This is a genomic window from Marinobacter sp. SS21 (genome assembly GCF_028369065.1).
In the GTDB taxonomy this organism is placed as follows: domain Bacteria; phylum Pseudomonadota; class Gammaproteobacteria; order Pseudomonadales; family Oleiphilaceae; genus Marinobacter.
On sequence record NZ_JAQNDA010000004.1, the window covers coordinates 39981 to 63487 of the forward strand.

At 62.1% G+C, this 23507-nt stretch carries 21 protein-coding genes; 8 read left to right on the forward strand and 13 right to left on the reverse strand.

The annotated features are described in order from the left end of the window. Position 1 precedes the first annotated feature (1 nt). Complete coding sequence (locus N6L25_RS06650; RefSeq protein ID WP_271979002.1) at positions 2–865, forward strand: response regulator; 864 nt, start codon at positions 2–4, stop codon at positions 863–865. Positions 866–873: 8 nt separating this feature from the next. Here N6L25_RS06650 and phoR read toward each other — a convergent pair whose 3' ends face one another. The 5 genes from phoR to N6L25_RS06675 form a co-directional block, all read right to left on the reverse strand. Next, entirely contained in the window at positions 874–2196 is a 1323-nt protein-coding gene (phoR, locus tag N6L25_RS06655; RefSeq protein WP_271979004.1) for a phosphate regulon sensor histidine kinase PhoR, read from the reverse strand. Between the two features lie 33 nt (positions 2197–2229). Continuing rightward, positions 2230–2922, reverse strand: a complete 693-nt coding sequence (gene phoB, locus N6L25_RS06660) for a phosphate regulon transcriptional regulator PhoB (RefSeq protein ID WP_271979005.1) — start codon at positions 2920–2922, stop codon at positions 2230–2232. Between the two features lie 105 nt (positions 2923–3027). Further along, positions 3028–3912 carry a 4-hydroxybenzoate octaprenyltransferase gene (gene ubiA / locus N6L25_RS06665; protein ID WP_271979006.1) on the reverse strand — a complete coding sequence of 295 codons (885 nt, stop codon included), beginning with the start codon at positions 3910–3912 and terminating at the stop codon, positions 3028–3030. A gap of 67 nt (positions 3913–3979) precedes the next feature. Further along, positions 3980–4558, reverse strand: coding sequence for a chorismate--pyruvate lyase family protein (locus N6L25_RS06670; protein WP_271979007.1), 579 nt, complete (start codon positions 4556–4558; stop codon positions 3980–3982). Continuing rightward, a complete protein-coding gene (locus tag N6L25_RS06675) occupies positions 4539–5096 on the reverse strand; it encodes a hypoxanthine-guanine phosphoribosyltransferase (RefSeq protein ID WP_271979008.1) in 558 nt (185 codons plus the stop codon). The genes N6L25_RS06670 and N6L25_RS06675 overlap by 20 nt, the downstream gene beginning before the upstream one ends. A gap of 277 nt (positions 5097–5373) precedes the next feature. Here N6L25_RS06675 and rd point away from each other — a divergent pair, with 277 nt between their 5' ends. From rd to N6L25_RS06690, 3 genes are all read left to right on the forward strand, one after another. After that, positions 5374–5541 carry a rubredoxin gene (gene rd / locus N6L25_RS06680; protein ID WP_271979009.1) on the forward strand — a complete coding sequence of 56 codons (168 nt, stop codon included), beginning with the start codon at positions 5374–5376 and terminating at the stop codon, positions 5539–5541. A gap of 24 nt (positions 5542–5565) precedes the next feature. Beyond that, positions 5566–6720, forward strand: a complete 1155-nt coding sequence (locus N6L25_RS06685) for an NAD(P)/FAD-dependent oxidoreductase (RefSeq protein ID WP_271979010.1) — start codon at positions 5566–5568, stop codon at positions 6718–6720. 187 nt (positions 6721–6907) lie between these two features. After that, the gene (locus tag N6L25_RS06690) at positions 6908–7765 is read left to right on the forward strand and encodes an acyl-CoA thioesterase (protein ID WP_271979011.1); all 858 of its coding nucleotides are present in this window, start codon (positions 6908–6910) and stop codon (positions 7763–7765) included. A 4-nt stretch (positions 7766–7769) separates the two neighbouring features. Here N6L25_RS06690 and N6L25_RS06695 read toward each other — a convergent pair whose 3' ends face one another. From N6L25_RS06695 to N6L25_RS06705, 3 genes are all read right to left on the reverse strand, one after another. Then, positions 7770–10331: an EAL domain-containing protein gene (locus N6L25_RS06695; RefSeq protein ID WP_271979012.1), complete on the reverse strand. Its 2562-nt coding sequence runs from the start codon at positions 10329–10331 to the stop codon at positions 7770–7772. Between the two features lie 304 nt (positions 10332–10635). Further along, positions 10636–11082, reverse strand: coding sequence for a flavodoxin (locus N6L25_RS06700; RefSeq protein ID WP_271979013.1), 447 nt, complete (start codon positions 11080–11082; stop codon positions 10636–10638). A 59-nt stretch (positions 11083–11141) separates the two neighbouring features. Next, positions 11142–12242, reverse strand: coding sequence for a GGDEF domain-containing protein (locus N6L25_RS06705; protein WP_271979014.1), 1101 nt, complete (start codon positions 12240–12242; stop codon positions 11142–11144). Between the two features lie 377 nt (positions 12243–12619). Between N6L25_RS06705 and N6L25_RS06710 the strand changes: the two genes are divergently transcribed. Together N6L25_RS06710 and N6L25_RS06715 are read left to right on the forward strand one after the other, a co-directional pair. Then, positions 12620–14185: an inorganic phosphate transporter gene (locus N6L25_RS06710; protein WP_271979015.1), complete on the forward strand. Its 1566-nt coding sequence runs from the start codon at positions 12620–12622 to the stop codon at positions 14183–14185. A 91-nt stretch (positions 14186–14276) separates the two neighbouring features. Further along, entirely contained in the window at positions 14277–14543 is a 267-nt protein-coding gene (locus N6L25_RS06715) for a hypothetical protein (protein ID WP_271979016.1), read from the forward strand. A 37-nt stretch (positions 14544–14580) separates the two neighbouring features. Here the strand turns inward: N6L25_RS06715 and panP are convergent, their stop codons facing one another. The 4 genes from panP to N6L25_RS06735 all read right to left on the reverse strand — a co-directional run bounded on the left by panP (position 14581) and on the right by N6L25_RS06735 (position 19411). Further along, positions 14581–16257, reverse strand: a complete 1677-nt coding sequence (gene panP, locus N6L25_RS06720; protein WP_271979017.1) for a pyridoxal-dependent aspartate 1-decarboxylase PanP — start codon at positions 16255–16257, stop codon at positions 14581–14583. Positions 16258–16670: 413 nt separating this feature from the next. Beyond that, complete coding sequence (locus tag N6L25_RS06725) at positions 16671–17009, reverse strand: DUF503 domain-containing protein (RefSeq protein WP_271979018.1); 339 nt, start codon at positions 17007–17009, stop codon at positions 16671–16673. A 69-nt stretch (positions 17010–17078) separates the two neighbouring features. After that, complete coding sequence (locus N6L25_RS06730) at positions 17079–18779, reverse strand: isovaleryl-CoA dehydrogenase (RefSeq protein WP_271979019.1); 1701 nt, start codon at positions 18777–18779, stop codon at positions 17079–17081. A gap of 2 nt (positions 18780–18781) precedes the next feature. Further along, a complete protein-coding gene (locus tag N6L25_RS06735; RefSeq protein ID WP_271979020.1) occupies positions 18782–19411 on the reverse strand; it encodes a TetR/AcrR family transcriptional regulator in 630 nt (209 codons plus the stop codon). 295 nt (positions 19412–19706) lie between these two features. Between N6L25_RS06735 and hemB the strand changes: the two genes are divergently transcribed. Together hemB and ppk1 are read left to right on the forward strand one after the other, a co-directional pair. Next, positions 19707–20720, forward strand: a complete 1014-nt coding sequence (gene hemB, locus N6L25_RS06740; protein WP_271979021.1) for a porphobilinogen synthase — start codon at positions 19707–19709, stop codon at positions 20718–20720. Between the two features lie 61 nt (positions 20721–20781). Beyond that, the gene (ppk1, locus tag N6L25_RS06745; protein WP_271979022.1) at positions 20782–22920 is read left to right on the forward strand and encodes a polyphosphate kinase 1; all 2139 of its coding nucleotides are present in this window, start codon (positions 20782–20784) and stop codon (positions 22918–22920) included. 233 nt (positions 22921–23153) lie between these two features. Here ppk1 and N6L25_RS06750 read toward each other — a convergent pair whose 3' ends face one another. Further along, on the reverse strand, positions 23154–23402 hold the full coding sequence (locus N6L25_RS06750) for a YfhL family 4Fe-4S dicluster ferredoxin (RefSeq protein WP_271979023.1): 249 nt from the start codon (positions 23400–23402) through the stop codon (positions 23154–23156). Positions 23403–23507 lie beyond the last annotated feature (105 nt).

Sequence of the window (23507 nt, forward strand, 5' to 3'; positions counted from 1 at the left end):
TATGACAGTATTAACGGCGCTGGTGGTGGACGATGCCAGCTTCGTCCGCGATCTGGTAAAGCGGACCCTACGCCAGCGGTTTCCGGTCATTGAGCTGAGTGAGGCGCAGAACGGGCGTCGCGCCCAGTTACTGATGAGCCGGACTCGGTTCGACTTGATCCTGTGCGATTGGGAAATGCCGGAGATGTCCGGTTTGGAACTGTTGCAGTGGATGCGGCAACAGGACCCGTATCGTGATACCCCGTTCATCATGATTACCAGCCGCGGTGACAAGGACCATGTGGTTGAGGCAATCAGGGAAGGGGTGTCGGAGTACCTGGGCAAGCCCTTCAGTCCGGAGGGCCTGAGCGGCAAGATCGTCAAGGTAATGGGGGCGCGATTGCAGGAGGCGATGGCAGGTAGCGGCAAATCCATGGCCGGGCCGGCGGATGTGTTCAAGGCTTCTGCCCAACTGTTGACCCAGAAACCCAGCGGCGGTGCCCCAGAGGCACCGACCACGCCGGCGCGGCCGCAAGTGCCGGCAGCGAAACGGCCGTTGGCCGGCAAAACCAGTCTCAGCGTGGCGGCGGTGCGATTTGCCGATCAGACCCTGCGCTCGGTGGTGAAGGACATCAACCTGACCGAAGTCAAGGTTGTCGCCAAGCGGGATCAGGTGTTCCCGGGCATTCTGGACCCGGCGGTGGTGGATATCGAAGTGGCAGAGGGCAAGATGGCGCGGCTCAATGGCTATGTGCACCAGTTGCAGGCGGTCGACAAGCGCCAGGACACGGACTTTGTCAGTGTGGTGATCCGTTTCGTGGACGAAGACCCGGCCAAGCTGGAGGATCTGTCCCGGTTTATTGCCCGCTTCCGCGCTCGCGGCTAGCCGCGGCTTCAGTTTGTTGGCTGTGGTTCCGGCGGGCGTTCCGCCAGCCGCTCCCGCGGGAAGTGGCAGATGAACTCGCTGCCATCGCCGATCCGGCTCTTGATCTCCAGGTTGCCGTCGTGATTCAGCAGCACGTGCTTGACGATGGCCAGGCCCAGGCCGGTACCGCCGGTTTCCTTGTGTCGGCTGGGGTCGGCCCGGTAGAAACGCTCAGTTAGCCGCGGGATATGGACCGGGTCGATGCCAATTCCGGTGTCCCGGACCGACAAGTGGGCGCCGGTGCGGTCGGTGTGCCAGCACACCGCAATCCGGCCGCCGGCGGGGGTGTATTTCACCGCGTTGAAGATCAGGTTGGAAAAGGCGCTGCGTATCTGGCTCTCATCCCCCCGCAGCAGTCGGCGCTCGCCGATGTCCAGTTGGATTTCATGATTCTGCTCACCGCTCAGGGCCTTGGCGTCGTTGCTGATCTGGGTGATCAGGCTATGCACGTCGGTCACGCTGTCGGCCATGGACTGTTCGCCGGTCTCGATCTTGGACAACAGGATCAGATCGGTAATCAACGCCTCCATACGCGAGGCCTGCTGCGCCATGGTGACGATGGCGCGTCGCCATTTCGGTGGCAGGTCGTTGGCGTTGTCCACCAGGGTTTCCAGATAGCCGCTAATGACCGTGAGCGGGGTTCTCATCTCGTGGGATACGTTGCCAACGAAGTCCCGCCGCATCTGTTCAAGCTGGAATAATCGGGTCACGTCCTTGGCGACGATCAGTCGATCATCATCGCCGAACAGGCTGATCTGGATTTGCAGATGGATGTGGGGCTTGGCCGGTGACGTGATGTCCAGCGGTTCCCGGTAGTCCCGGGCATCGAAGTAGGTCTTGAAGGCCGGCGTCCGAATCAGGTTATGAATGAACTGGCCCCGGTCCGAGCGGCGCTGGAATCCGAGCAGGTATTCTGCCGATCCGTTCCACCACTCCATCGCGCCGCGGGAGTCGGTCATGATGACGCCGTCGCGCATGGCGTTGGTGGATTCCTGCACCCGGTTGATCTGCGCCAGCAATCGGTCGCGGGAGCGCAGATGGCCCTGGTTCAGCCGATGCAGGCCGTCGAAGATGTCCCCCCACATGCCCAGACTCTCCGGCGCACCGTCGGTGGCGCTGGGATTGGCCAGCCACTGGTAGAGCTTGCGCGCCTGGACCAGGGTCCAGGCGAGATAGACCACCAGGCCTGCCAGGAGGCCGAGCAGGGGCTGGCCGAAGAACAATCCAACGCCGGTGCTGGCAATCAGGAATCCGAAAATCAGGCGCAGATACCGCGACCAGTTGTGCTGCATGGGGCTTCCGTTGTCAGGGATGAATCCTTGGCGCTAGGCGGCCCGGGTGGAAAAACGGTAGCCGGTGCCGCGCACGGTCTGGATCAGGTGATCGTACTGGTCTCCCAGGGCCTTGCGCAACCGGCGGATGTGGACGTCCACAGTGCGTTCTTCCACGTAGACGTTGCCGCCCCAGACCTGGTCGAGCAACTGCGACCGGGTGTAGACCCGCTCCTGGTGGGTCATGAAAAACTGCAACAGCCGGTATTCGGTGGGGCCCATGGTGAGAGCGCCTTCGTGGGTGGTTACCCGGTGTCCGACCGGGTCCAGGGTCAGCCCGTCCACTTCGATCGGACTCTCAACTCCCGCTGGCGTGGCCCGTCGCAGTACCGCCTTCAGCCGTGCCACCAGTTCCCGCGGGGAGAAGGGCTTGGTGATGTAGTCGTCCGCACCCACTTCCAGGCCCTGGATCTTGTTGTCCTCTTCCACCTTGGCGGTCAGCATGATGATGGGGATTTCGGCGGTGGTTTCTTCTTTCTTGAGCCGCCGGGCCAACTCCACACCGCTGGTGCCGGGCAGCATCCAGTCCAGCAGGATCAAATCCGGCTGCTTGTCGATGATCAGGGCGTGGGCTTCGCGGGCGTCCGCGGCCTCCAGATAGTTGTAATCTGCCATCTCAAGGGCCACCGCGATCATTTCGCGAATCGGGGCCTCATCATCAACGATCAGAACGGTCTTTCCAGACATGAGCATCAACCTGTATCAATCGGAGTATTGTTGCTGCCTCATTACAACCCTGCAGTGTTACAAGTATATGACAGGGTGGGGTTGCACACCGAGGTTGGCCTGGGCTCAAAGCAGGCGGTCGAGAAACATCCCCAGGAACACCGCGAAACCGGCCCAGTTGTTGTTGAGGAAGGCGTCAAAACAGCCGGTCCGACTGCGGTCCCGCGCCAGGTGCTGCTGAAACACGAACAGGGCGGCCATGCCCAGCACGCCGAGGTAGTACCAGCCGCCCAGGTCGGCCTGCAGACCGACCATCACCAGCACCAGGACCACCAGGGCCTGAAGCATGGCGATGATGGCGCGGTCGGATTCCCCGAACAGGATGGCGGTGGATTTGATGCCGATCTTGAGATCGTCGTCCCGGTCCACCATGGCGTAGAGGGTGTCATAGGCCACCGTCCACAGCACGTTGGCGGTAAACAGCAGCCAGGCCAGCTGCGGCAGTTCGCCGGCCTCGGCGGCCCAGGCCATGGGAATGGCCCAGGAGAAGGCGGCGCCGAGGAACAGTTGGGGCAGATGGGTATACCGTTTCATAAACGGGTAGATGAACGCCAGTAGCACGCCAGCGAAGGACAGGTAGAGGGTGAGGGTGTTGGTGAACAGTACCACCATCCCGAAGGCCAGCAGCGCCAGTCCGGCAAACAGGGCGACGGCCTCCACCGGCTTGATACGCCCCGAGGCCAGGGGGCGGTCCTTGGTGCGCTTGACGTGGCCATCCAGGTTGCGGTCGGCAAAATCGTTGATGGCGCAACCGGCGGCGCGCATCAGGAACACTCCCAGGGTAAAGATGAGCAGGTTGGCCAGACTCGGCATGCCATCGGCGGCCAGCCACAGCGCCCAATAGGTGGGCCACAACAGCAACAGGCTGCCGATCGGGCGATCGAGCCTCAGCAGGCGAGCGTAGTCGGTGAGGCGGCTCTGGAGTGCCGGGGCGGCGTGGGCCAGGGGCATGGCGACGGTCCTTCAATGGCTGACGGCGAAAAAGTCGCCTGATTATAGCGCGCCGGGCCGGCGGATATTAAGGGCCGGTCGGCGGCTGATCCAGCAAGGCGCGAAGAAAGTATTCGCCAACCAGCAGGCTAAGACCGTTGTGGCTGGTAAATCGGGAGCGTCGGGCCAGTGCCGGCTGCCCTGGAAGGTCGGGGCGGCATAGGCCGGCCTCCAGAGGCCCCCGTTGCCAGCGTGGATCGCTGAACAGGTAGGCACCCAGGGGCTTGTTGCCGAGATGGCGTAATCGCCGTCCGGCACCTTCGAGGGTAGGTCTGGGAATCACCGTGCGCGCCAGTACCCAGGGCTCGCCATCGCCGCAGAGGCGGACTTCGCGGATCCAGGCCGTTTGCCGCAGGGGGATGCCCAGGGTGAGCGCCTCCTCCGGTGCCGGTCGACCAAAGCCTTCGTGGCTGATTTCCACGTGGAATCGCTCGCGACACCGCAACTGCAGGGCGCGGGTCAGTGAACCGTCCAGTTGCAGCCAGTATCGGGCCGTCCGGTTGGTGTGCCGGGCGCGCAGCCCGGCCGCCGCCAGCGATCGATACCAGTCGGTGGGGGGGATGCTGGCCGAGCGTGCGGTGGCCGGTTCAGAGTCCCTTAACGGCATAGATCCCCGGAGCGTTGCGCCAGTAGCCCTTGTAGTCCATGCCGAAGCCAAACAGAAACCGGTCTTCGACCTCCAGGCCGGTGAAGTCGGCCTTCAGCCCCGGTCGGGCCTTGCGATCATGCTGCTTGTCCACCAGCACGGCGGTGAGCACCTCGGCCGCGCCCTGGGTCCGGCAGAACTCGGCGATGGCGTCCAGGGTGGTGCCTTCGTCGAGAATGTCATCGACGATCAGTACCGTGCGGCGCTGCAAGGCCTGTTCCGGGCGCAACTTCCACTCCAGGATGCCACCGGTGGTTTCCTGGCGGTAACGAGTGGCGTGCAGGTACTCGGCCTGCACCGGGAAGTGCAGTCGGGGCAGCAGCTGGCCAGTCAGGATCAAGCCGCCATTCATCACGCAGAACAGCAGTGGATTGCTGTCTTTCAGCCGGGCGGTGATGGCTTTCGCCATGTCGTCGATAGCGCTGTGCACCTGCGATTCCGGAACCAGGCAGTCGGCGTCTGCCAGTACCTGATTCATTTCGGCGACGGTCTCGGTCATCGTGATCTGGTCCTATCGTAAAACCCCGCATTATACCGAAGCCGGTGACGGTTAGGGAGTCTCGTCATGGCTGGTAGGGCTGCTCAGGAGTGGGGAGGTGCCGCCATTGGCAGAAACAACGGCAATCCAATGTCCGCTTTGGCATTGGTGTACAGGTGTTCGCTCGGTATGATAGGCCTCCAACAACGAAATCGCGTCGCTTTGGGTTTAGACCTGTGTTGCTGTTGTGTATGATTGTCCGACAAAAGTGGCGTTTCGAGTGCATCGGAGGAACAATATGAAGAAGTGGCAGTGTGTGGTGTGCGGCTGGATTTACGACGAAGCCCAGGGTTGGCCGGAAGATGGGATCGAGCCAGGCACCAAGTGGGAAGACGTGCCCGAGGACTGGGTGTGCCCGGATTGTGGTGTTGGTAAAGAAGACTTTGAGATGATCGAAATCGGCTGAGCCGGTTTGACAGGAGTGCAGTGAATGAGTGCAGCAGCCCCCATCGTTATTATAGGTACCGGCCTGTCCGGTTTTTCCCTGGCGCGGGAGATTCGCAAGCAAGACAAGGAAATCCCGATCCTGATGGTGACCGCGGACGACGGCTACAGCTATTCCAAGCCGATGCTCTCCACCGGTTTCACCAAGGGAAAGGAGGCGGAGGAACTGGCCCAGGCGACGGCGGCTGCCATGGTGGAGCAGCTCAACATTGACCTGCGTGCTCACACCACGGTCACGGGCATCGATACCGCTGCCCACCAGTTGCTGATTGGCGACGAGCGGCTCGACTACGCCAAGCTGGTCTTGGCCTGGGGCGCAGATGTGATCCGCCTGACCATCGAGGGCGATGGCCATGAGCAGGTGTATTCCATCAACGATCTGATGGATTACCGGGCGTTCCGCAAGGCGGTGGCAGGTAAACAGCGGGTCGCGATCATGGGGGCCGGTCTGATCGGCTGCGAGTTCGCCAACGATCTGCGCAACGGTGGCATTGAGGTGGATATCATCGCGCCATCCGACACCGTGATGCCCGGCCTGTTGCCAAAGCCCGCCGCCGATGCGGTGGTGGATGCGTTGACCGAAGCCGGGGTCGGCTTCCACCTGGAAACCGTGGTGGAGCGAATCGACAAGGACGGTGACGGCGTTCGTCTGCAGCTTGCGAATGGCGAAACGCTGGCTGCGGATCTGGTGATCTCCGCCGTCGGCCTTCGTCCGCGCACCAGCTTGGCGGTTGAGGCCGGTCTGGAAGCGGGCCGTGGCATCATGGTGAATCGCGCACTGGAAACCTCGGCGCCCGATGTCTACGCACTGGGAGACTGCGCCGAAGTGGACGGCCATGTCCTGCTGTACGTGCTGCCGTTGATGGCCTGTGCCCGAGCGCTGGCCAAGACGCTGCTGGGTGAGCGTAGCGAGGTGGCCTACGGCACCATGCCGGTGATGGTGAAAACACCTTGCTGCCCGACTGCGGTGTGTCCTCCGCCCGCATCGGCCGAAGGCGCCTGGGAAGTGGAGCGGGACGGCAACAGCGTGCGTGCCCTGTTCAAGGCCGAGGATGGCCAGATTCTCGGCTTTGCGGTGACCGGCGACTATGCGCTGGAGAAGCAAACCCTGGCAAAGGAAGTGCCGCCGATCCACAACTGAGGTCCGCCTTGGGGATTGTCCGGGCCTATCCGGTTGTACCAAAAAGGGCAGCGTGATTGATCACGCTGCCCTTTTTTGTGCGCCAGCGGTAGTCTTGAGCTAGACCCTGTTGCTTAGTAAGCTAAAGAGCCTCAGATCCGTTACCGCGGGTCGGGCGGGTTTCCCCGATGTGAGAAGAGGAGTAGGCATGCTGGAAGTCACCAGAAAACTGGTAGAGTTACTGGATCTATCGCCCACCGGAGACGATCACTTTCAGGGTGATAGCGAAGATCTCGGCTTTCGCAATGTGTTTGGTGGCCAGGTCCTGGGGCAGGCCCTGATGGCTGCCAGTCGCACCGTTGAGGATCGCCTGCCTCACTCGCTGCACGCCTATTTTCTGCGTCCCGGCAACCACAGTCTGCCCATTGATTACGAGGTGCAGCGGGTGCGTGATGGCGGCAGCTTCTCGGTACGCCGGGTGATTGCGCGCCAGGATGGCAAGGAAATCCTCACCGGCTCCATGTCTTTTCAGGGGGTCGAGCCGGGCTTTGATCACCAGGCCGAGATGCCGGCTGCGCCGGGGCCGGAGGGGATGTTGTCCGAGTCGGACTATGTCGAGAAATTGCTGCCCAAGATTCCCGAGGCCATGCATGCCAAGCTGTCCCGGGACCGACCGGTGGAAATTCGCCCCATCGATCCGGTGAATCCGCTGAAGCCCGAGCCCAAGCCGCCGACCAAGCAGAGTTGGTTACGGGTCCAGGGCGACCTGCCGGATGATCCCATCCTGCATCGCTGCCTGCTTGCCTATGCCTCCGACTTTTCCTTCTTGGCGACGTCGCTCAACCCCCACGGCGTCACCTTCATGAGCCCGAAGATGCAGGTGGCCAGTCTGGATCACGCGATGTGGTTCCATCGTGATTTCCGCATCGACGACTGGCTGCTCTACGATAAAGACAGTCCCAGTGCCTCCGGGGGGCGCGGGTTCAATCGTGGCAACTTCTTCAATCGCGATGGCGTGCTGGTCGCTTCCACCACTCAGGAAGCCCTGATCCGCCACCGCGGCTGAGCCGTTAGCCGAGCTTTCGGGCTTCGTCCGGAGCCCGTCGATCCAGCCAGCCGAGCATTTCATGCAGGGGCAGGGGCTTGGTCAGCAGAAAGCCCTGCACCATGTCGCAGCCCATTTCCCTCAGTATCGCCATTGTCTCCGCGTCCTCCACACCTTCGGCCACCACTTGGTAGCCCAGGCTGTGGCACATATTGATGGTGGTCTGGACAATGACCCGGTCGTCGCTTTGGGTGGCCAGTTCGCTCACCAGTGAGCGGTCAATCTTGATTTCCCTGGCCGGCAGCTGCTTGATGTAGGACAGCGATGAGTAACCTGAGCCGAAATCGTCAATGGACAGCGGAATCCCGGTGGCGTCCAGAGACTGCAGCGCCCGCAGCGAATTGACCGGGTCCAGCATCATCGAGGTTTCGGTCACCTCCAGAGTCATGTGGCCCCGATGTTGAGGGTGGCTGGTCATCAACCGCTGGACGTACAGCGGGAACTCGGGTTCGCGCAGGTTGTTCGGGGATATGTTGACCGAGACGCCGATCGGGTAACCGTGCTCGACGAGCCGCTCGCGTACCGCGATGGCCTGCTCCAGCACCCAGCGGGTCAGCGGCTTGATCAATCCGGTCTGTTCGGCGATGGCCACCAGCTGGTCGGTGGGTACCGGAGTCTTGCGTTCCGGCCAGCGGATCAGTGCCTCGGCTCCGACAACCAGGTTGCTGCGCAGGCAGAGTTTGGGCTGCAGGTAGAGGGCCAGCTCTCCGTTTTGCAGCGCCTGGCGAAACTCCGATACCAGGGTGAGACGGTCGGCGCTGTAGGAATCCCGGGTGGGTTGATAATACGCCAGGCCGCGGTCCCGGGCCTCGTCGGACTCCTGAGCGATGTAGGCGCGCCGAATCAGCGAGTTGGTGTCCTGGGCATGATCCGGGTAGATGGCGACACCGGTTTGGGGGTCCAGCGGCAGCTGCATGCCGAGGTAATCAATGGGCTCCCGGAACTGTTCCAGGCCGAGGATGATGCTGCGGGGGGTCTGGCCAATCACGTCGGCGTCGATCAGGAAGCCGAAGGCCGCCGATTCCAGCGAGGCCAGGTGGAACCCCCGCTGGTCGGTTTGCTCGATGGGGTAGACCCCGGGCAGCTCGCTGACGATGCTGTTGAAACGGCGCGCCGACAGCTCCAGTAACCGGTCGGTGTTGCGGTGGCCCAGGGTCTTGGTGATGGCCTGCAAATTGGTGAGGTAGATGATGCCCACCGCGAGCCGGTTTTTGGGCTGGCGGTTGATCAGGTCGTTGATCACCATTTCAAAGCTGGTGCGGTTGGGCAGACCGGTCAACGGATTATGCAGGGCCTGGTCCATCATGCGCAGCTCGGCCTTGCGGCGTGCCGCCATGGCGTTGAGTTCCGCCTCCCGGGCCGATACCTTTCCCTCCCGCTCCTGGTACAGCCGGGCCGCCAGCGCAATGGTGAGCAGGATGGCTTCCAGTGCCGATCCGATCTGCATGCCGTAGGCGGTGATGAAACTGTTGGGTATCAGGCCGTATTTGTTGGCGGCGGTGATGGCGCTGCCCAGGGTCAGCAGGCCCCAGGCAATGGTGTAATAGCCCGCCAGGGTGCTGCCCCGGAACCAGAGCAGGGGCCCGATCAGGGTCAACAGCAGTGTGCTGGGGATGGCCAGCATCACCGACAGCCGTATGGAGGTGTTGTAGTCCAGCGCGAACGCACCAAGTATGGCGGCCAGGTTCAATAGGATGCCGGTTCGTACCAGCAGATCCAGTCGGGGCGCATGTCGGGGCAGGCGCAGGAACGAACGGGCAAACAGCAGCGTGAACACCACCGCCGCCGGGACCGCCACCAACACCGACATGTTGTGCAGCCAGGGCGCATCGGGCCACAGCATCTGGAAGGTGACGCCTCGCAGCGAAGCCAGTAGGAACAGGTAGCCGAACGTGGACAGCACGTAGAGGAAATAGGTGGTCTCTCGCAGTGCCAGGAAAATAAACAGGTTGAAAAAGATTACGGTGATCAGCACGCCGTAATACAGGCTGTGCAGTTGGTCCTCGAGGGCGATGTTGTCGAACAGGGCGGCCTGTTCCCAGATGCGAAGAGGTACCTGCAGGGCGCCGTTGGTTTGCACCCGGAGGAAGATCTCCGCGCCGTGGTCGGCGGGCAGCTGGTAGGGAATCAGGAAGGTGGGGTGCTTGAGCGGCCGCTCGCTGAACGGGATCCGGTCTCCGATTCGCACGGTGTCCTGCAGCTGACCGTCCTGCACCAGGTAGAACGTGACATAGTCGAGTTGCGGGTAGCTGATCTCCAGTACCTGGTTGCGCAGTGACCGGGGTGGGGTCATACGGAACCAGAACTCTTCGGTCTGGTAACCGAAGTTCGGGGTGCGTTCTGCCAGCCGGAGCCAATCAGTGCGAGCCTGGACCTGATCCAGCGTCAAGGAAGTATCGGCGGGAAGTTTCAGGTAAGCGATATCGGGCTGAGCCCAACCTGCCCCTTGGGCCTGTTCACTATAGGTGGCTGACGCCAGGACAAGAAGTACGCCCAGCAGTCCGCTCAGTAGTACAAATTGGCGCACGGTAATCCGGTCTTGTTGTGATTGTTATGCTTGCTGCCGGAGGAGGGTCGTCCCTCCCCAGTGCGTTCCCGTCGCACGGTGTCGGGGAGCGGCTGGGCTATGCCCGAACTATGCCCGAACTATGCCCGAACTATGCCCGAACTATGCCCGAACTATGCCCGAACTATGCCCGAATCAAGCCTGAGCTGCGTCAGCACGCTGCGAGCCCCCTGTGTATCCAGCATGCAGTATGGCGATTGCTGGAACCGTGCTCAAGTCCTAAGTGCGGTTGGAACGCCAGAAACGCGACCGAGTCTAAAAAACGTTACAACCGCTGAAGCCAGTCGCGAACCCAGGGCAGGGCTTCGGCTTCCGGTTCGGTGGTTTCAAGAGCGTCAATTCGCAGTGTCTCGCCCACCTTCTGCGCTGCGGTTTCGTAAAACGCCTCTTCCATCAGCTCGCCGGCGCCGCAGAACGTTTCGCCATAGGAGCTGTCGCCGAGCACCACCACGCCAAATTTGCGCCCCGGCTGTTGCGGCAGCTGATCTTTCAGGGCCAGGTAGAACGGCAGCAGGTTCGGGGGGATCTCGCCCTGTCCGGTGGTTGAGGTGCAGATGAGCACCGGGTGGTTGTTGGCAATCAGGTCCGGCAGGGTGGGGTTGTCCAGGACGGTAATCTGGTGCCCTTCCGCTTCGAGGGCCTGCTTGATGGCGCGGGCGGTCATCAGGGCGCCGCCGTATACACTGCCGACTATTATCTGGATCGAAGCCATGGGGTCGGGTCTCTCTGAGGCGAATGGGGTCGCCATGGTAACGGCAGCGGGGGGTGGGCTCAAGCGTCGTGGGACGTCGATGGATCGACCCGGCTGCGGACCCGTGGGGCAATCTGGTTGCGGCCGTTTTTCTTGGCGGAATACAGCTGCATATCCACCTGGTTGAGTAGCTGGTTGACGGAGTCGGCCTGGGTGATGGAGCCGACGCCGGCGCTGACAGAGACCGGTAGCCGGGTGCCGCGGAAGCTAAAACAGGTGCTGGCCACCTCCGCCCGCAGTCGCTCCGCCAGGCTCAGGGCCTGCAGGAGCGAGGTGTCCGGCAGCAGAATGAGGAACTCTTCTCCGCCCCAGCGGGCGGCATAATCGGTTTGTCGCACCAGCTTCTGTAGCACACCGGCGAAGCGTTGCAACGCCAGATCGCCGGCGTCGTGGCCAAACTCGTCGTTGATGCGCTTGAACCAGTCGAGGTCGATCAAGGCAATGGAGAAATGATGGCCGGAGCGCTGGTAACGGGAAAATTCGCCGAGCAGCCGCTGGTGCATGTCTCGCCGGTTGGCCAGGCCAGTGAGTTCATCGGTGCGAGCGGCCTGTTCGTGACTCAAGGCCAATGCCATCAGCTCGCCTCTGGCCTTGAGTCGGCTGTATTCCAGTACGTAGCAGAAAATCGATTCAAAGGTGATGGTGGCGAAAAAGCGCACCTTGAAATCGGTCGTGTACTCGGCACTGACGAACGGCAGTCCAGGAAACTGAAACACGATGGTGGCAAACAGCATGCAGCTGAGCAGCAGCAGCGTACCGAATTGCAGGCCGGTGAGGTAGAACAGCAGTGGCGGAAACACATAGAACCAGAGCGGACCGGTATTGCTCTCGCCCCCGCTGGCAAACAGGTAGGCGAACAGGGCTGCTACCACCAGAATCAATCCAACCTTGTGTTGGGTCGGGTTGCGGGTGTGCAGGAACACCGCAATATTGAGGCCAACCAGTAAGGCAAAGCCCCACAGCACCAGCGCGTGGGTGGTGTGGCTGGAGAGCCACGACTTGACGCCAATGCCGATCAGAAACAGTAACGCCATCGCCGAGAGCCAGGCCAACACCCGTGCGACCCGGTTCTCTTCGTCCTGTTCAGCGGTGCTGTCTCGTACCTGAGTTAACTGGGTCATGGCCGTAACGGAGGTTTCTTATAATTATTGACGTCAACGCTCGCGATTATGCGCCAATTTTGGTGATATTGCAGCCGCCCGGCATGACCTGGTCGACAACCTCGACGGGAATATTGCACGGAGCCGAAGCGCGTCGTAGCAGAATAGCTCAGGGGCACTTCGGTCACTGGCGGGTTAACTTTTTGGTGCCCGGGTCGGGTCGCTTCAGTTGCTCAGATGTTTTGTCTAACGATCTATTTTTTATCGGATTTTTACGCGCTCGCGGGGGCGCCCGGCAGGTCGGCCGGGTTATTCTGGCCCGGCTGATGATTTCATTTTGATGGCAAAAAAATTATAGTGGCGCCCTTGATTCACGAGGTACAGGCACGGTTGTTCCCATGGCCCAAACAAACAGTTTTCTCGACAACCTTCTCACCAGTTCCGCCACGGAACGCTATCGCATCGGGCTCAGCCTGTTGTTCCTGCTGGGGGTGTTCCTGGCGGTTGGACATCTGGGCAGCGGCCTGCCCAACAGCATGCTGCTGATGGCAGCGGCGGTCATCGGCGGTTACATGGCGATCAATATCGGCGCCAACGATGTCGCCAACAACGTCGGCCCGGCCGTGGGGTCTGGCGCTTTGTCGCTGGGTGCTGCGGTGCTGCTTGCCGCGGTTTTCGAAGCGTCTGGCGCGCTGATCGCCGGCGGCGACGTGGTTTCCACCATTAAGGGCGGCATCATCGTGCCGGAGCGACTGGCAAGCCCGGAAAGCTTCGTCTGGTTGATGACCGCAGCGTTGCTGGCGGGCGCGCTTTGGCTCAATCTGGCCACCTGGATGGGCGCGCCGGTGTCGACTACTCATTCCATCGTCGGTGGTGTGCTGGGGGCCGGTATCGCGGCCGGCGGCTGGGACATCGCCAACTGGTTCGTGATGGGCAAGATCGTTGCCAGCTGGGTGATCTCGCCGGTGCTGGGCGGAGTTCTGGCCGCGCTGTTCCTGTTCCTGATCAAGAAGACCGTGCTCTACCGGGCCAACGTGATTCCCGCTGCGCGCACCTTCGTGCCCTGGCTGGTGGCCATCATGGCGTGGGCGTTTGGGACCTACCTGATGGTCAAGGGCGTCAAGAAAGTGATCAAGGTGGATTTCCTTGAGGCGTCGCTGGTTGGCCTGGGGGTGGCGGCCCTGGCGTTGCTGGTCATGCGGGCGCTGGTGGTGCGTCGGGCGGCCACCATGGAAAACAGTGCCTCTGGGGTCAATACCCTGTTTACCTGGCCGCTGATCTTTGCCGCAGCCTTGCTCAGCTTTGCCCATGGCGCCAACGACGTGGCCAACGCCATCGGGCCCCTGGCCGCCATCAACGATGCCTTGAGTTCCGGCGGCGTGATCACCTCCGCCAGCATTCCGACCTGGGTCATGCTGGTGGGCGCGCTCGGGCTGTCGGTGGGACTGATGCTGTTCGGTCCGCGCCTGATCAAGACGGTGGGCAGCGAAATCACCGAGCTGGACAAGACTCGAGCCTTCTGTATTGCCCTGTCGGCGGCGCTGACCGTGATCATTGCCTCGCAACTGGGGCTGCCGGTGAGCTCTACTCACATTGCCATCGGTGGGGTGTTCGGGGTCGGTTTCCTGCGGGAATACCTGAAATCCAACTACGCCAGTCAGCTTCATTCCATCATCGAGAACCATGATGCGTCCGAACGTGCGCGCCTGCAGCCGTTTCTCGACAACTTCCGTGACGCTTCGGTGGAGGAGATGGAAGGGCTGCTGAAGAAAGCGCGCAAGCACAAGCAGGAAGTCCCGCTCTCCAAGGCCGAGCGCAAGCGCCTGAAGAAGATCTACCGGGAAGAGCTGGTCAAGCGCTCGCACCTGACCCGCATCATTGCGGCCTGGGTGATCACGGTGCCGGCGTCGGCCTCCATGGCGGCGCTGTTGTTCTTCACCATTCGCGGCCTGCTGATGCAGTGAGGCCCGGTTGCCTCTGCGGGCAAACGTTCATACTATTGAAGGCGGGCCCAGAGCCTGGGTCCGCCAAGTGCCATTAGCGGGGGAGTATCCGATGAGCACAGCTTCAGAAAGTCGTCAGTCCAAGACCATCAGTGAGTTGCGGGGCTTTATCAAGAAGGTGTTGAGCGATCCGACCGTAGCGGTCAAGTCAATGGAAATCGCCCGCAAGTACCGCGACCAGCCGAACGCCAATGAACTGATGGCGCAGGAAATCAGCGCCAATACCACCGTGCGCATTCCGGAGAACTGGAGCGAGGCGGACCGCATGTTCCTGGACATCCTGCGTGAGGTGCTGGACGACGAAGCCGCCCTGTATTGAGGTCGGCTAAACCGCCTTTTCCCGTCCAGGCAGGTGCTCAGGCCTGCCTGCTGTCTGGCTGGTGCAGTGTCAGCGCGGCCTGCGCCGTCTCCATCAAGATATTCATCTCATCACTGATGCCCGGCTCATGGGCCAGGGCCGCCTGTTCCGCCAGGATGTCCCGCAGGATCTCTTCGGTGGTCAGCGGGTTGGCCAGTACCACCCGAAACACGATGCACGGGAAGTGCTGGTAGCGTGCCGGCTCCAGCCGGGTCCGTGACACGAAAGCCTTGCCTCGTTCCCGTTGGGTTTTCTGCAGAAACTTGGTCATCCGGTTCAGGCTGGTGTTGATGCGCTCCATCTGAACCGGGTCTGCCAGTGCCAGGGCCTCCTGAACCAGGGGCGGGCAGTAGCGATAGGTGAGGATGTTCAGCTCCGGACGGGTAACCAGCTCAAAGTCGTCGCGACCGTCAATCAGTTCCGCGAAGCGCCTGGCTTTGCTGATGCCCTGGTTGATCAGGATCTCGTAGCCTTCCCGGGCGAGGATCTTGAGCCCGGAATGGATCAGCATCGACATGCCCGGCCGGGAGCCTTCCAGGGTGGTGCTGCCGAGGTCGCGGGAACCCTTACGGATGATGTACTGGGCATGGTGTTCGACCGCGCTGGCCAGGGCCGGATCGCGGAAAACCACCAGGCCCGCCCCCATGGGTACATAGAGCTGCTTGTGGGCGTCGAAGGTGACCGAGTCGGCCTGCTCGATGCCCCGCAGCAGGTGGCGATAGTCGCGGGAGAAGAGGGTTGGGCCACCCCAGGCGGCATCGACGTGGAAGTGGGCGCCGAATTCCCGGGCAATGTCGGCCATCGCGTCCAGCGGGTCGACGTTGCCGGTTTCGGTGGTTCCCGCGATGCCACAAATGGCCATCACCTTGATTTTCTGCTTTTGCAGCTCCAGGCACTTATCCCGCAGGGCATCGGTCAGAATGCGGTTGTCGTCGTCGGTGTCCACCGCCACCAGGAACTCCCGGCCCAGGCCCAGCACGTCGGCGGCCTTGCGCAGGGAATAGTGGCCGCGACGGGACACCAGCACCGCGGCCCCTTCGTGACCGTAATAGCGCAGCGCCCTGAATAGGCCTTCCTCATGGATGCCGCGGAAACTGCCCTCCGCCGGGAAGGCGCGGTTGCGGGCTACCCACAAGGCCGTCAGGTTGGCAATGGTGCCGCCGGAACACATGGCGCCGAGAGAGTGGCGGGGGTCGTGCATCCATTTGCGGTAGAAGGCGCCGTCTTCGTTGTACACCAGGCGATGGATCATGCCCAGCACCTGCCGCTCCATGGGCGTAAACGCCTTGGAGGTTTCGGTCTTCACCAGGTTCTGGTTCAGGGCAATCATGATTTTCGACAGCGGCAGCATGAAATAGGGCAGCGCCGAGGTCATGTGGCCGATGAAGCTGGGAGAGGCGGTGTGGACCGAGTTGGCCACCAGTTTGTCGAGCAGGAACTGGGTCTGCTCAGACACAAAAACCGGTTTTTCGGGGATGCTGGAATCGGAGAAATCCTTCTCCACGTCGCCGAGGTCGCGCTCAATGGCAACGATGTGTTCCTGCAGGAACCCCGCCAGGTTGTTGGATATGTTCTGGTCAATCCGGCTGAGGGTGGATTCCGGTGCCTCGGGAACCGTGAATACACGATACATGGCCTCTACCGAAGCCTGAGCGGATTTTTTCTTTCCGGTCATAAGCGCCACTCTGTCTCAGTGGGATTCCGCAGGTCCATCCCGGCTGGCCAGCGGATAACGGCGAGAAGCCCTGCTTCTCATCAAACGGTCATGGGCAGTCTGGCATAATTTCCCCATCAAGGGTGATGCCGCTGCCGATCAGGCGTCCTTTGGCGGTCCTGTAACAACCATTGCGCGTGGCTATGAAGCGTTAATATTTGGCTAAAAATGCGCACTTTTAACTGATAAATTGCGATTTTTCGCCGAATTTAGCCTGGCCTGCGCGCGTGAGGTTGTTACGCACCCGCCTTTGGGTGGCGTAGTATACGGGGTCGCCCAGGATCGCGCCACACAGCCCATAGTCTAAGGCCTCGATTGTGGTGGCCTGATTGGGGGCGGTAGCGGTGGCGAATTGGCAAGACTGCTCGCCGGGGTCAGAGCAATTCCCTGTGGACGCTCAGTACCGGCGCGTCGATGCGCTCGGCAATGGCCTTTTCAATCTGGTCGAGCCGCTGGCTAATCAATTGCGATGACGTACCCAGGGCGGCAATGGTCCAGGTAGCGCAGTCGAGGGCGTCCAGGTCGGCGGTCTCGGATACCGCCAGATCCGGCTCCTTGCCCCAAATGGCCCGCAGCGGTGCGAAGGCCTTGCGCTTGGCCTTGATGTCATCACACCCGTAGACCTGAAAATGCAGGGTCATGACGCCGATGTGCGGCGTGATGGCCGGCTGTTGGCTGGGTTTGTTGAGCAGGCGGCGAACAGTTTCGGACATGAAGGGGCCCTTGTGCAATGACCGACGTGCCCGCCGCGGGTGGCGGACACGGTCAGCGGGTGGATCTGCTCAGTTTACTACAGGCGTCGCCCGCTGAATAATGGCTTGCACATCCACCCCGCTGGGCAGGTTGCCGTAGTTGCGGCCGTCCTGGTGGGTCAGGCGGGAGGCGCAGAACGCGTCGGCGACCGCGGCATCGGAATGTTGCAGCAGCAGGGCGCCCTGCAGCGAGAGTGCCAGTCGGTCCACCAGATTGCGGGCCCGGTACTGCAGGTCGTCCGGTTTGCCAAAGTCCGCCTTGAGGGCGTGGACGAAGCGGTCGAAGCGGGCGTCGCCGCCCTTGGCCCGCTCCAGTTCGTCGAAGTACACAGTCAGCGCCTGGGGTGACTTCTGCAGGGCTCGCAGCGTGTCCAGGCACTGGACATTGCCGCTGCCTTCCCAGATGGCGTTCACCGGCGCTTCCCGGTACAGCCGCGGCATGATGCAGTTTTCCATCACCCCGCTGCCGCCGATGCATTCCATGGCTTCATAGGCATGATTGGGGGTGCGCTTACAGATCCAGTACTTGCCGACCGGTGTGGCAAGCCGGGTCAGTAGGCGCTCATGTTCGTCGTCCTGGTGGTCCAGCGCCCGGGCGACCCGCAGGGTCATGGCCAGTGCCGCTTCGCTTTCCAGGACCAGGTCCGCCAGCACATTCTGCATCAGCGGTTGCTGGTTCAGGCGTGCGCCGAAGGCGCTGCGGTGTTGGCAGTGGTGCAGGGCCTGAGCCGCCGCCTGGCGCATGCCGCCGGCGCTGCCAATCATGCAGTCGAAGCGGGTCATCGACACCATCTCGATGATGGCCGGCACGCCCCGGCCCTCCTCGCCAATCATCCACGCCAGCGCACCGCGCAGTTCCGCCTCGCTGGAGGCGTTGGCCACATTGCCCATCTTGTGCTTGAGGCGCTGGATCTGCCAGGGATTCTTGCTGCCGTCCGGGCGCCAGCGGGGCATCAGGAAGCAAGACAGTCCGCCCGGTGCCTGGGCCAGCACCAGGAACGCGTCGCACATGGGCGCGGAGACAAACCATTTGTGCCCGACCAGCTCGTAGGCCTGGCCCGGGCCGCCCTGGCCCAGCGGGTAGGCCCGGGTGCTGTTGGCGCGGACATCGCTGCCACCCTGTTTCTCGGTCATCGCCATGCCGATCGTTACCGACTGCTTCTGACGGTCCGGCAGGTTGCGGGGGTCGTAACTGTTATGGAGGATCTTGGCTTCCCAGTCGGCGGCCAGCCCCGGCTGTTGGCGAATCGACGGGATGGCGGCAAAGGTCATGGTGATCGGGCAGCCATGGGCCGCCTCCACCTGGGAGTGCATATAGTACTTGGCCGCGCGGGCGACATGGGCGCCAGGCCCGGGCTCGGTCCAGGGGCTGCTGTGCAGACCGTGTTCCGTGGCGATGGTCATCAGGGCGTGGTAGGCGGGGTGGAATTCCACCTCGTCAATGCGGTGGCCGAAGCGGTCGTGGGTGTGGAACAGCGGCGGGTTTTCGTTGGCCTTGAAGCCCAGTTCGATGGTCTCGGGGCGACCGGCGAGCGCGCCGAATTGCACCAGCGCCTCCTGGGCCCAGCCGGCACCTTCCCGGGCTGCGGCCTCCTGCAGCGCCCGATCCTGCAGGTACAGGTTGTAGTTTTCCAGTGCTGGAGGTTGATTGGTGACCTCGTGGGTCGCCGCCAGGTAGCGGTCGTGCGACTCGTCGAACTGAGACTGCTGGGCTTGCTGCTGGGTCTTCATGGTTACCTCCGGGTGCCGGTCAGCCCCTGCAGGCAGAAGCCGACAATGGTGTTGACCAGCGATTCATAGTCGGTTGGCGGCGTCTTGCCGTCCGTGCTCTGGGCCGGCGACAGCGGCCCCACCAGACTCTCGGCGATGGCACCGACCAGGCAGGTGCTGCTGTGTCGGGCCTCCTGGGCGGGCAGCGAGCCTTCCCTCACCCCTTCGCGTATGGCCGCCTCGAACAGCTCGGCGTAGGCCCGGCGGTACCGTAGTCGCTCCGCCTCCACGCGCGGGTCCACCGGTTCGGCAATCAGGGCCCAGGCCATGGTGGGCGCCCGCAGCGCGCGTCTGGCGAAATGCCGAAGGGCCTGCGCAAGCCGCTCGACGGCATCGCCGTCTCCCGCCAGATCCTTGGCCACCCGGCCGACCTCGCGCTCGGTGGCGGCGCGGAACACCTCGGCAAACAGCTCCTCCTTCGACTCGAAGTGGCGATAGATGGTGCCGGTGGCCACCTCGGCCTGGCTCGCGACCTGGCTGATCTGGGCGTTGCGAAAGCCGCCTTCAGTCACCCGGAGTTGGGCGCAGTCCAGAATGCGCTGTCGGGCCAGGGCCTTGCGCTGGCGCATTTTCTCAGTCTCGCGATAAGCCATGCGGTTCCTCTTTGCCTGCTAACAAGTGAATCAGCATTCATTTTTTGTGTCAAGCGCCGTTCAGACGACGCCGTCGCCTCCCTGACGTCTGGCGCTGATCGTAACTTACCGTAAATCGGTGCTGGCTTCCCGCGCTGGCTGGGGCAGGGGTGAAGGCTTGAGGCGGTGTCATCATTTGGTCACCGGTCTGCGGTTACCCTGTTAAGGGCCTGTCTGCGCCGGTGTCCGGACGTGTATGATTAGGGGGCAAGCTGTTCCGTTTCCGAATTGCCTTAGACACCTACAGGAGGTTTTAGTGGCCAATCCCACCCAGCGCGCATTTCCTGCTGCCCGCCTGCGCCGAAATCGGGCCGATGATTTTTCCCGTCGCCTGGTTCGGGAGCACCGGCTCAGTGTTGATAACCTGATCTACCCGGTGTTTGTCCTGGAAGGGGAGGGCCAGCGAGAGGCCGTGTCCTCCATGCCGGGCGTCGAGCGGCTGAGTATCGACTTGCTGGTGGAGCAGGCGGCGGAGTGGGTGGCTTTGGGTATTCCGGCGCTGGCGCTGTTTCCCGTTATTCCGCCGGAGGAAAAGTCGCTCTCGGCGTCCGGGGCGTGGGACAGCCAGGGACTGGTGCCACGTGCCGTGCGGGCGTTGAAAAGCGCCTATCCCGAGCTGGGCGTGATCACCGATGTTGCCCTCGACCCGTATACCACTCATGGCCAGGACGGCATCATCGATCACGATGGCTACGTGCTCAATGATGTGACGGTGGAGGCCCTGGTGAACCAGGCGCTGTGCCATGCCGATGCCGGCGCCGACGTGGTGGCGCCGTCCGACATGATGGACGGCCGCATCGGCGCCATCCGCCAGGCGCTGGAAGAGAATGGCCACATCAATACCCGTATTCTGGCGTATTCGGCCAAGTACGCCTCCAGCTACTATGGCCCATTCCGCGATGCCGTTGGCTCCGCCGCCAATCTGGGCAAGGGCAACAAGGCGACCTACCAGATGGACCCGGCCAACAGCGACGAGGCCTTGCATGAAGTGGCGCTGGACCTGGCCGAAGGCGCCGACATGGTCATGGTCAAACCGGGCATGCCGTACCTGGACATCGTCTACCGGGTGAAACGGGAGTTGCAGGTACCAACCTTTGTCTACCAGGTCAGCGGCGAGTATGCCATGCACATGGCCGCCGCCGGGAACGGCTGGCTCGACGGCGATCAGGTCATGATGGAAAGCCTGATGGCGATGCGCCGGGCCGGTGCCGACGGCATCCTGACCTATTTCGCGGTGCGGGCGGCACGGCTATTGAAACAACAGGGTTGAGGAGCCGGCACGGCAACCGGCCTGGCCCTCTACCAGAATCGAAGCGAAGGATCCTAGCGACATGAGTACGGAATCTGCAAAAGCCCTGAAACCCGCCAATGATGTGTTGGTGGGGCAACAGCTGCCGGCCGATGAACGGCTGCCGGCGATCGATCCGACCGCCAGAGACTATTACTTCAACCGGGAGCTGAGTCATTTGCAGTTCAACTACCGGGTGTTGCAGCAGGCGCTGGATCCCACCCATCCGTTACTCAACCGGTTGATGTTCTGCTGCATTTTCAGCAGTAACATGGATGAGTTTTTCGAGATCCGGGTGGCGGGGCTGCGCCAGCAGATGAAGTACGGCCGCGAAAGTGTGGGGCCGGATGGCATGCTGCCCAACCAGCTGTTGACGGAAATCAGTCAGGTGGCGCACCAATACATCACCGAACAGTACGACATTCTCAACAACGTACTGATCCCGGAGATGGAGAAGGAAAACATCCACTTCGTCCGGCGTCGTGAGTGGACGCCCGCCCAGGCGGAATGGGTGCGGCAGTATTTCGAAGAGGAGATCCTGCCGGTGGTCAACCCCATTGGTCTGGACCCCTCCCACCCGTTTCCCCGGCTGGTCAACAAGAGTCTCAACTTCATCGTCGAGCTGGACGGCAAGGATGCGTTCGGCCGGGAAACTGGCATGGCCATCGTGCCGGCACCGCGTTCGCTGCCGCGACTGGTGCGGCTGCCGGATGATGTCTGCGACGGCGGCGACCACCTGGTGTTCCTGTCGTCGATGATCCACGCCCATGCCGACGAGCTGTTCCCGGGCATGGAGGTGAAGGGGTGCTATCAGTTCCGCCTGACCCGCAATGCCGACCTGGAGTTGGAAGACGATCTGAAAGATTTGGCATCGGCCCTGCGCGGCGAGTTGCTCAGTCGCCGTTTCGGAGACGGTGTGCGGCTGGAGGTGGCCGATAACTGCCCGGAAGAGTTGGTGCAGTTTCTGCTGCGGGAATTCGGCCTGAGTGAGCGGGATCTGTACCAGGTGCATGGCCCGGTCAACCTGACCCGGCTGATGGCGGTCAGTGGTCTGGTGGATCGGGAAGACCTGGTGTATCCCGGCTTTTCCCCGGCGGTACCGAAAAAGATCCGTAACAACGAGGACATTTTCGACGTCATCCGGCAGAAACCGGTGTTACTGCTGCACCCGTTCGAGAGCTTTACCCCGGTGATTGATTTCCTCCGTCAGGCGGCCAAGGACCCGCAGGTGCTGGCGATTCGCCAGACCCTGTACCGTACCGGGGCCGATTCCGAAATCGTCGAGGCCCTGATGGACGCCGCTCGCCGCGGCAAGGAAGTCACGGCGGTGATTGAGTTGCGGGCCCGCTTTGACGAGGCGGAAAACCTGGAGCTGGCGAGCCGGCTCCAGGAAGCCGGGGTGATCGTGGTGTATGGGGTGGTGGGCTTCAAGACCCACGCCAAGATGATTGTTATCGTGCGTCGGGAAGAGGGTCGATTGAAGCGCTATGTTCACCTCGGCACCGGCAACTACCACGCCGGTAATGCCCGCCTGTACACCGACTACAGCCTGTTGTCCTGCGACGACGCCCTTGGCGACGACGTCAACAAGCTGTTCCAGCAGCTTACCGGCATGGGCAAGGCCCTCAAGATCAAGAAGCTGTTTCATGCCCCGTTTACCCTGCACAAGAAATTGATCGAGTTGATCGACCGGGAGGCCGGGCATGGCGGGCAGGGTCACATTGTGTTCAAAATCAATGCCTTGACCGAGCCGGAGGTGATGCTGGCGCTGTACCGGGCGTCCCAGGCCGGGGTGCGGGTGGATCTGATCATCCGTGGTATTTGTTGTCTGCGGCCGGGCGTGCCGGGCTTGTCGGAGAACATTCACGTCCGTTCCATCGTTGGCCGGTTCCTGGAGCACACCCGGGTGTACAGCTTTGGCAACAACGGCAAACCGGAGGTGTATTGTTCCAGCGCCGATGGCATGGTGCGCAACCTGATCAACCGGGTTGAGGTGGCATTCCCGGTGGATGACCGTGACCTGGCGGAGCGTTTGCGCGGCGAGCTGGATGCCTACCTGGCCGACAACTGCCAGAGCTGGGAGTTGCAGCCCGATGGCCAGTACGTCCAGAATCAGCCGGAAGAAGGAGTGGAGCGTTTCGCATCGCAGCTTACGCTGCTAGAACGCCTGACCGGTAAGTAGCATGGCCGCATCATTCGGCCGAGGGGCGCCGGCTCGGCGCTGGATCTCAACGCACAGCTGCGGTCGTTGCCGCCGCTGCTCCGAGCGGGGCTGCTGGCCCCGTCTGGGCGGGGCGCTGAGGGCGGATTGGCTGGTGAGCTAAACGCTTTTTGTCCGGAGCGCTAAGGGTATTTTTAAACAGAGCGCTAAGACTGTTTAAGCGCTAAGGACTGTTTAACGGGAGCGCCAAGGGCTTACTGACCGGTGAGCTGATGGTACTTCTCCATCAGCTGCTCCTGGGTTTCCTCCCGCTCGGGGTCCACCGGGATGCAGTCTACCGGGCAGACCGCCTGGCACTGGGGCTCGTCGTAATGGCCTACGCACTCAGTGCACTTGTTGGGATCGATCACGTAAATTTCTTCCCCCGGCGAAATTGCTTCGTTGGGGCATTCCGGTTCACAGACGTCGCAGTTGATGCATTCGTCGGTAATCATCAGGGCCATCAGGCTACACCTCGGGGTACTCGTGAAACACCGCTATTCTACCGGAAACTGTCAGCAATTGGGCGAGATATTGTAACGCCGGGGCCCGGCCCCGGTTTGCCTTCA

What these genes read in the sequence shown, in the direction of transcription:
- N6L25_RS06670 (WP_271979007.1), bottom strand. Translation starts at nt 4,558, where the DNA reads ATGCCGTTAAGGGACTCTGAACCGGCCACCGCACGCTCGGCCAGCATC.
- N6L25_RS06700 (WP_271979013.1), bottom strand. Translation starts at nt 11,082, where the DNA reads ATGGCTTCGATCCAGATAATAGTCGGCAGTGTATACGGCGGCGCCCTG.
- N6L25_RS06685 (WP_271979010.1), top strand. Translation starts at nt 5,566, where the DNA reads ATGAGTGCAGCAGCCCCCATCGTTATTATAGGTACCGGCCTGTCCGGT.
- N6L25_RS06735 (WP_271979020.1), bottom strand. Translation starts at nt 19,411, where the DNA reads ATGGCTTATCGCGAGACTGAGAAAATGCGCCAGCGCAAGGCCCTGGCC.
- N6L25_RS06725 (WP_271979018.1), bottom strand. Translation starts at nt 17,009, where the DNA reads ATGTCCGAAACTGTTCGCCGCCTGCTCAACAAACCCAGCCAACAGCCG.
- N6L25_RS06715 (WP_271979016.1), top strand. Translation starts at nt 14,277, where the DNA reads ATGAGCACAGCTTCAGAAAGTCGTCAGTCCAAGACCATCAGTGAGTTG.
- N6L25_RS06750 (WP_271979023.1), bottom strand. Translation starts at nt 23,402, where the DNA reads ATGGCCCTGATGATTACCGACGAATGCATCAACTGCGACGTCTGTGAA.
- panP (WP_271979017.1), bottom strand. Translation starts at nt 16,257, where the DNA reads ATGACCGGAAAGAAAAAATCCGCTCAGGCTTCGGTAGAGGCCATGTAT.
- N6L25_RS06675 (WP_271979008.1), bottom strand. Translation starts at nt 5,096, where the DNA reads ATGACCGAGACCGTCGCCGAAATGAATCAGGTACTGGCAGACGCCGAC.
- ppk1 (WP_271979022.1), top strand. Translation starts at nt 20,782, where the DNA reads ATGAGTACGGAATCTGCAAAAGCCCTGAAACCCGCCAATGATGTGTTG.
- N6L25_RS06690 (WP_271979011.1), top strand. Translation starts at nt 6,908, where the DNA reads ATGCTGGAAGTCACCAGAAAACTGGTAGAGTTACTGGATCTATCGCCC.
- N6L25_RS06650 (WP_271979002.1), top strand. Translation starts at nt 2, where the DNA reads ATGACAGTATTAACGGCGCTGGTGGTGGACGATGCCAGCTTCGTCCGC.
- N6L25_RS06730 (WP_271979019.1), bottom strand. Translation starts at nt 18,779, where the DNA reads ATGAAGACCCAGCAGCAAGCCCAGCAGTCTCAGTTCGACGAGTCGCAC.
- ubiA (WP_271979006.1), bottom strand. Translation starts at nt 3,912, where the DNA reads ATGCCCCTGGCCCACGCCGCCCCGGCACTCCAGAGCCGCCTCACCGAC.
- N6L25_RS06710 (WP_271979015.1), top strand. Translation starts at nt 12,620, where the DNA reads ATGGCCCAAACAAACAGTTTTCTCGACAACCTTCTCACCAGTTCCGCC.
- N6L25_RS06705 (WP_271979014.1), bottom strand. Translation starts at nt 12,242, where the DNA reads ATGACCCAGTTAACTCAGGTACGAGACAGCACCGCTGAACAGGACGAA.
- phoR (WP_271979004.1), bottom strand. Translation starts at nt 2,196, where the DNA reads ATGCAGCACAACTGGTCGCGGTATCTGCGCCTGATTTTCGGATTCCTG.
- rd (WP_271979009.1), top strand. Translation starts at nt 5,374, where the DNA reads ATGAAGAAGTGGCAGTGTGTGGTGTGCGGCTGGATTTACGACGAAGCC.
- phoB (WP_271979005.1), bottom strand. Translation starts at nt 2,922, where the DNA reads ATGTCTGGAAAGACCGTTCTGATCGTTGATGATGAGGCCCCGATTCGC.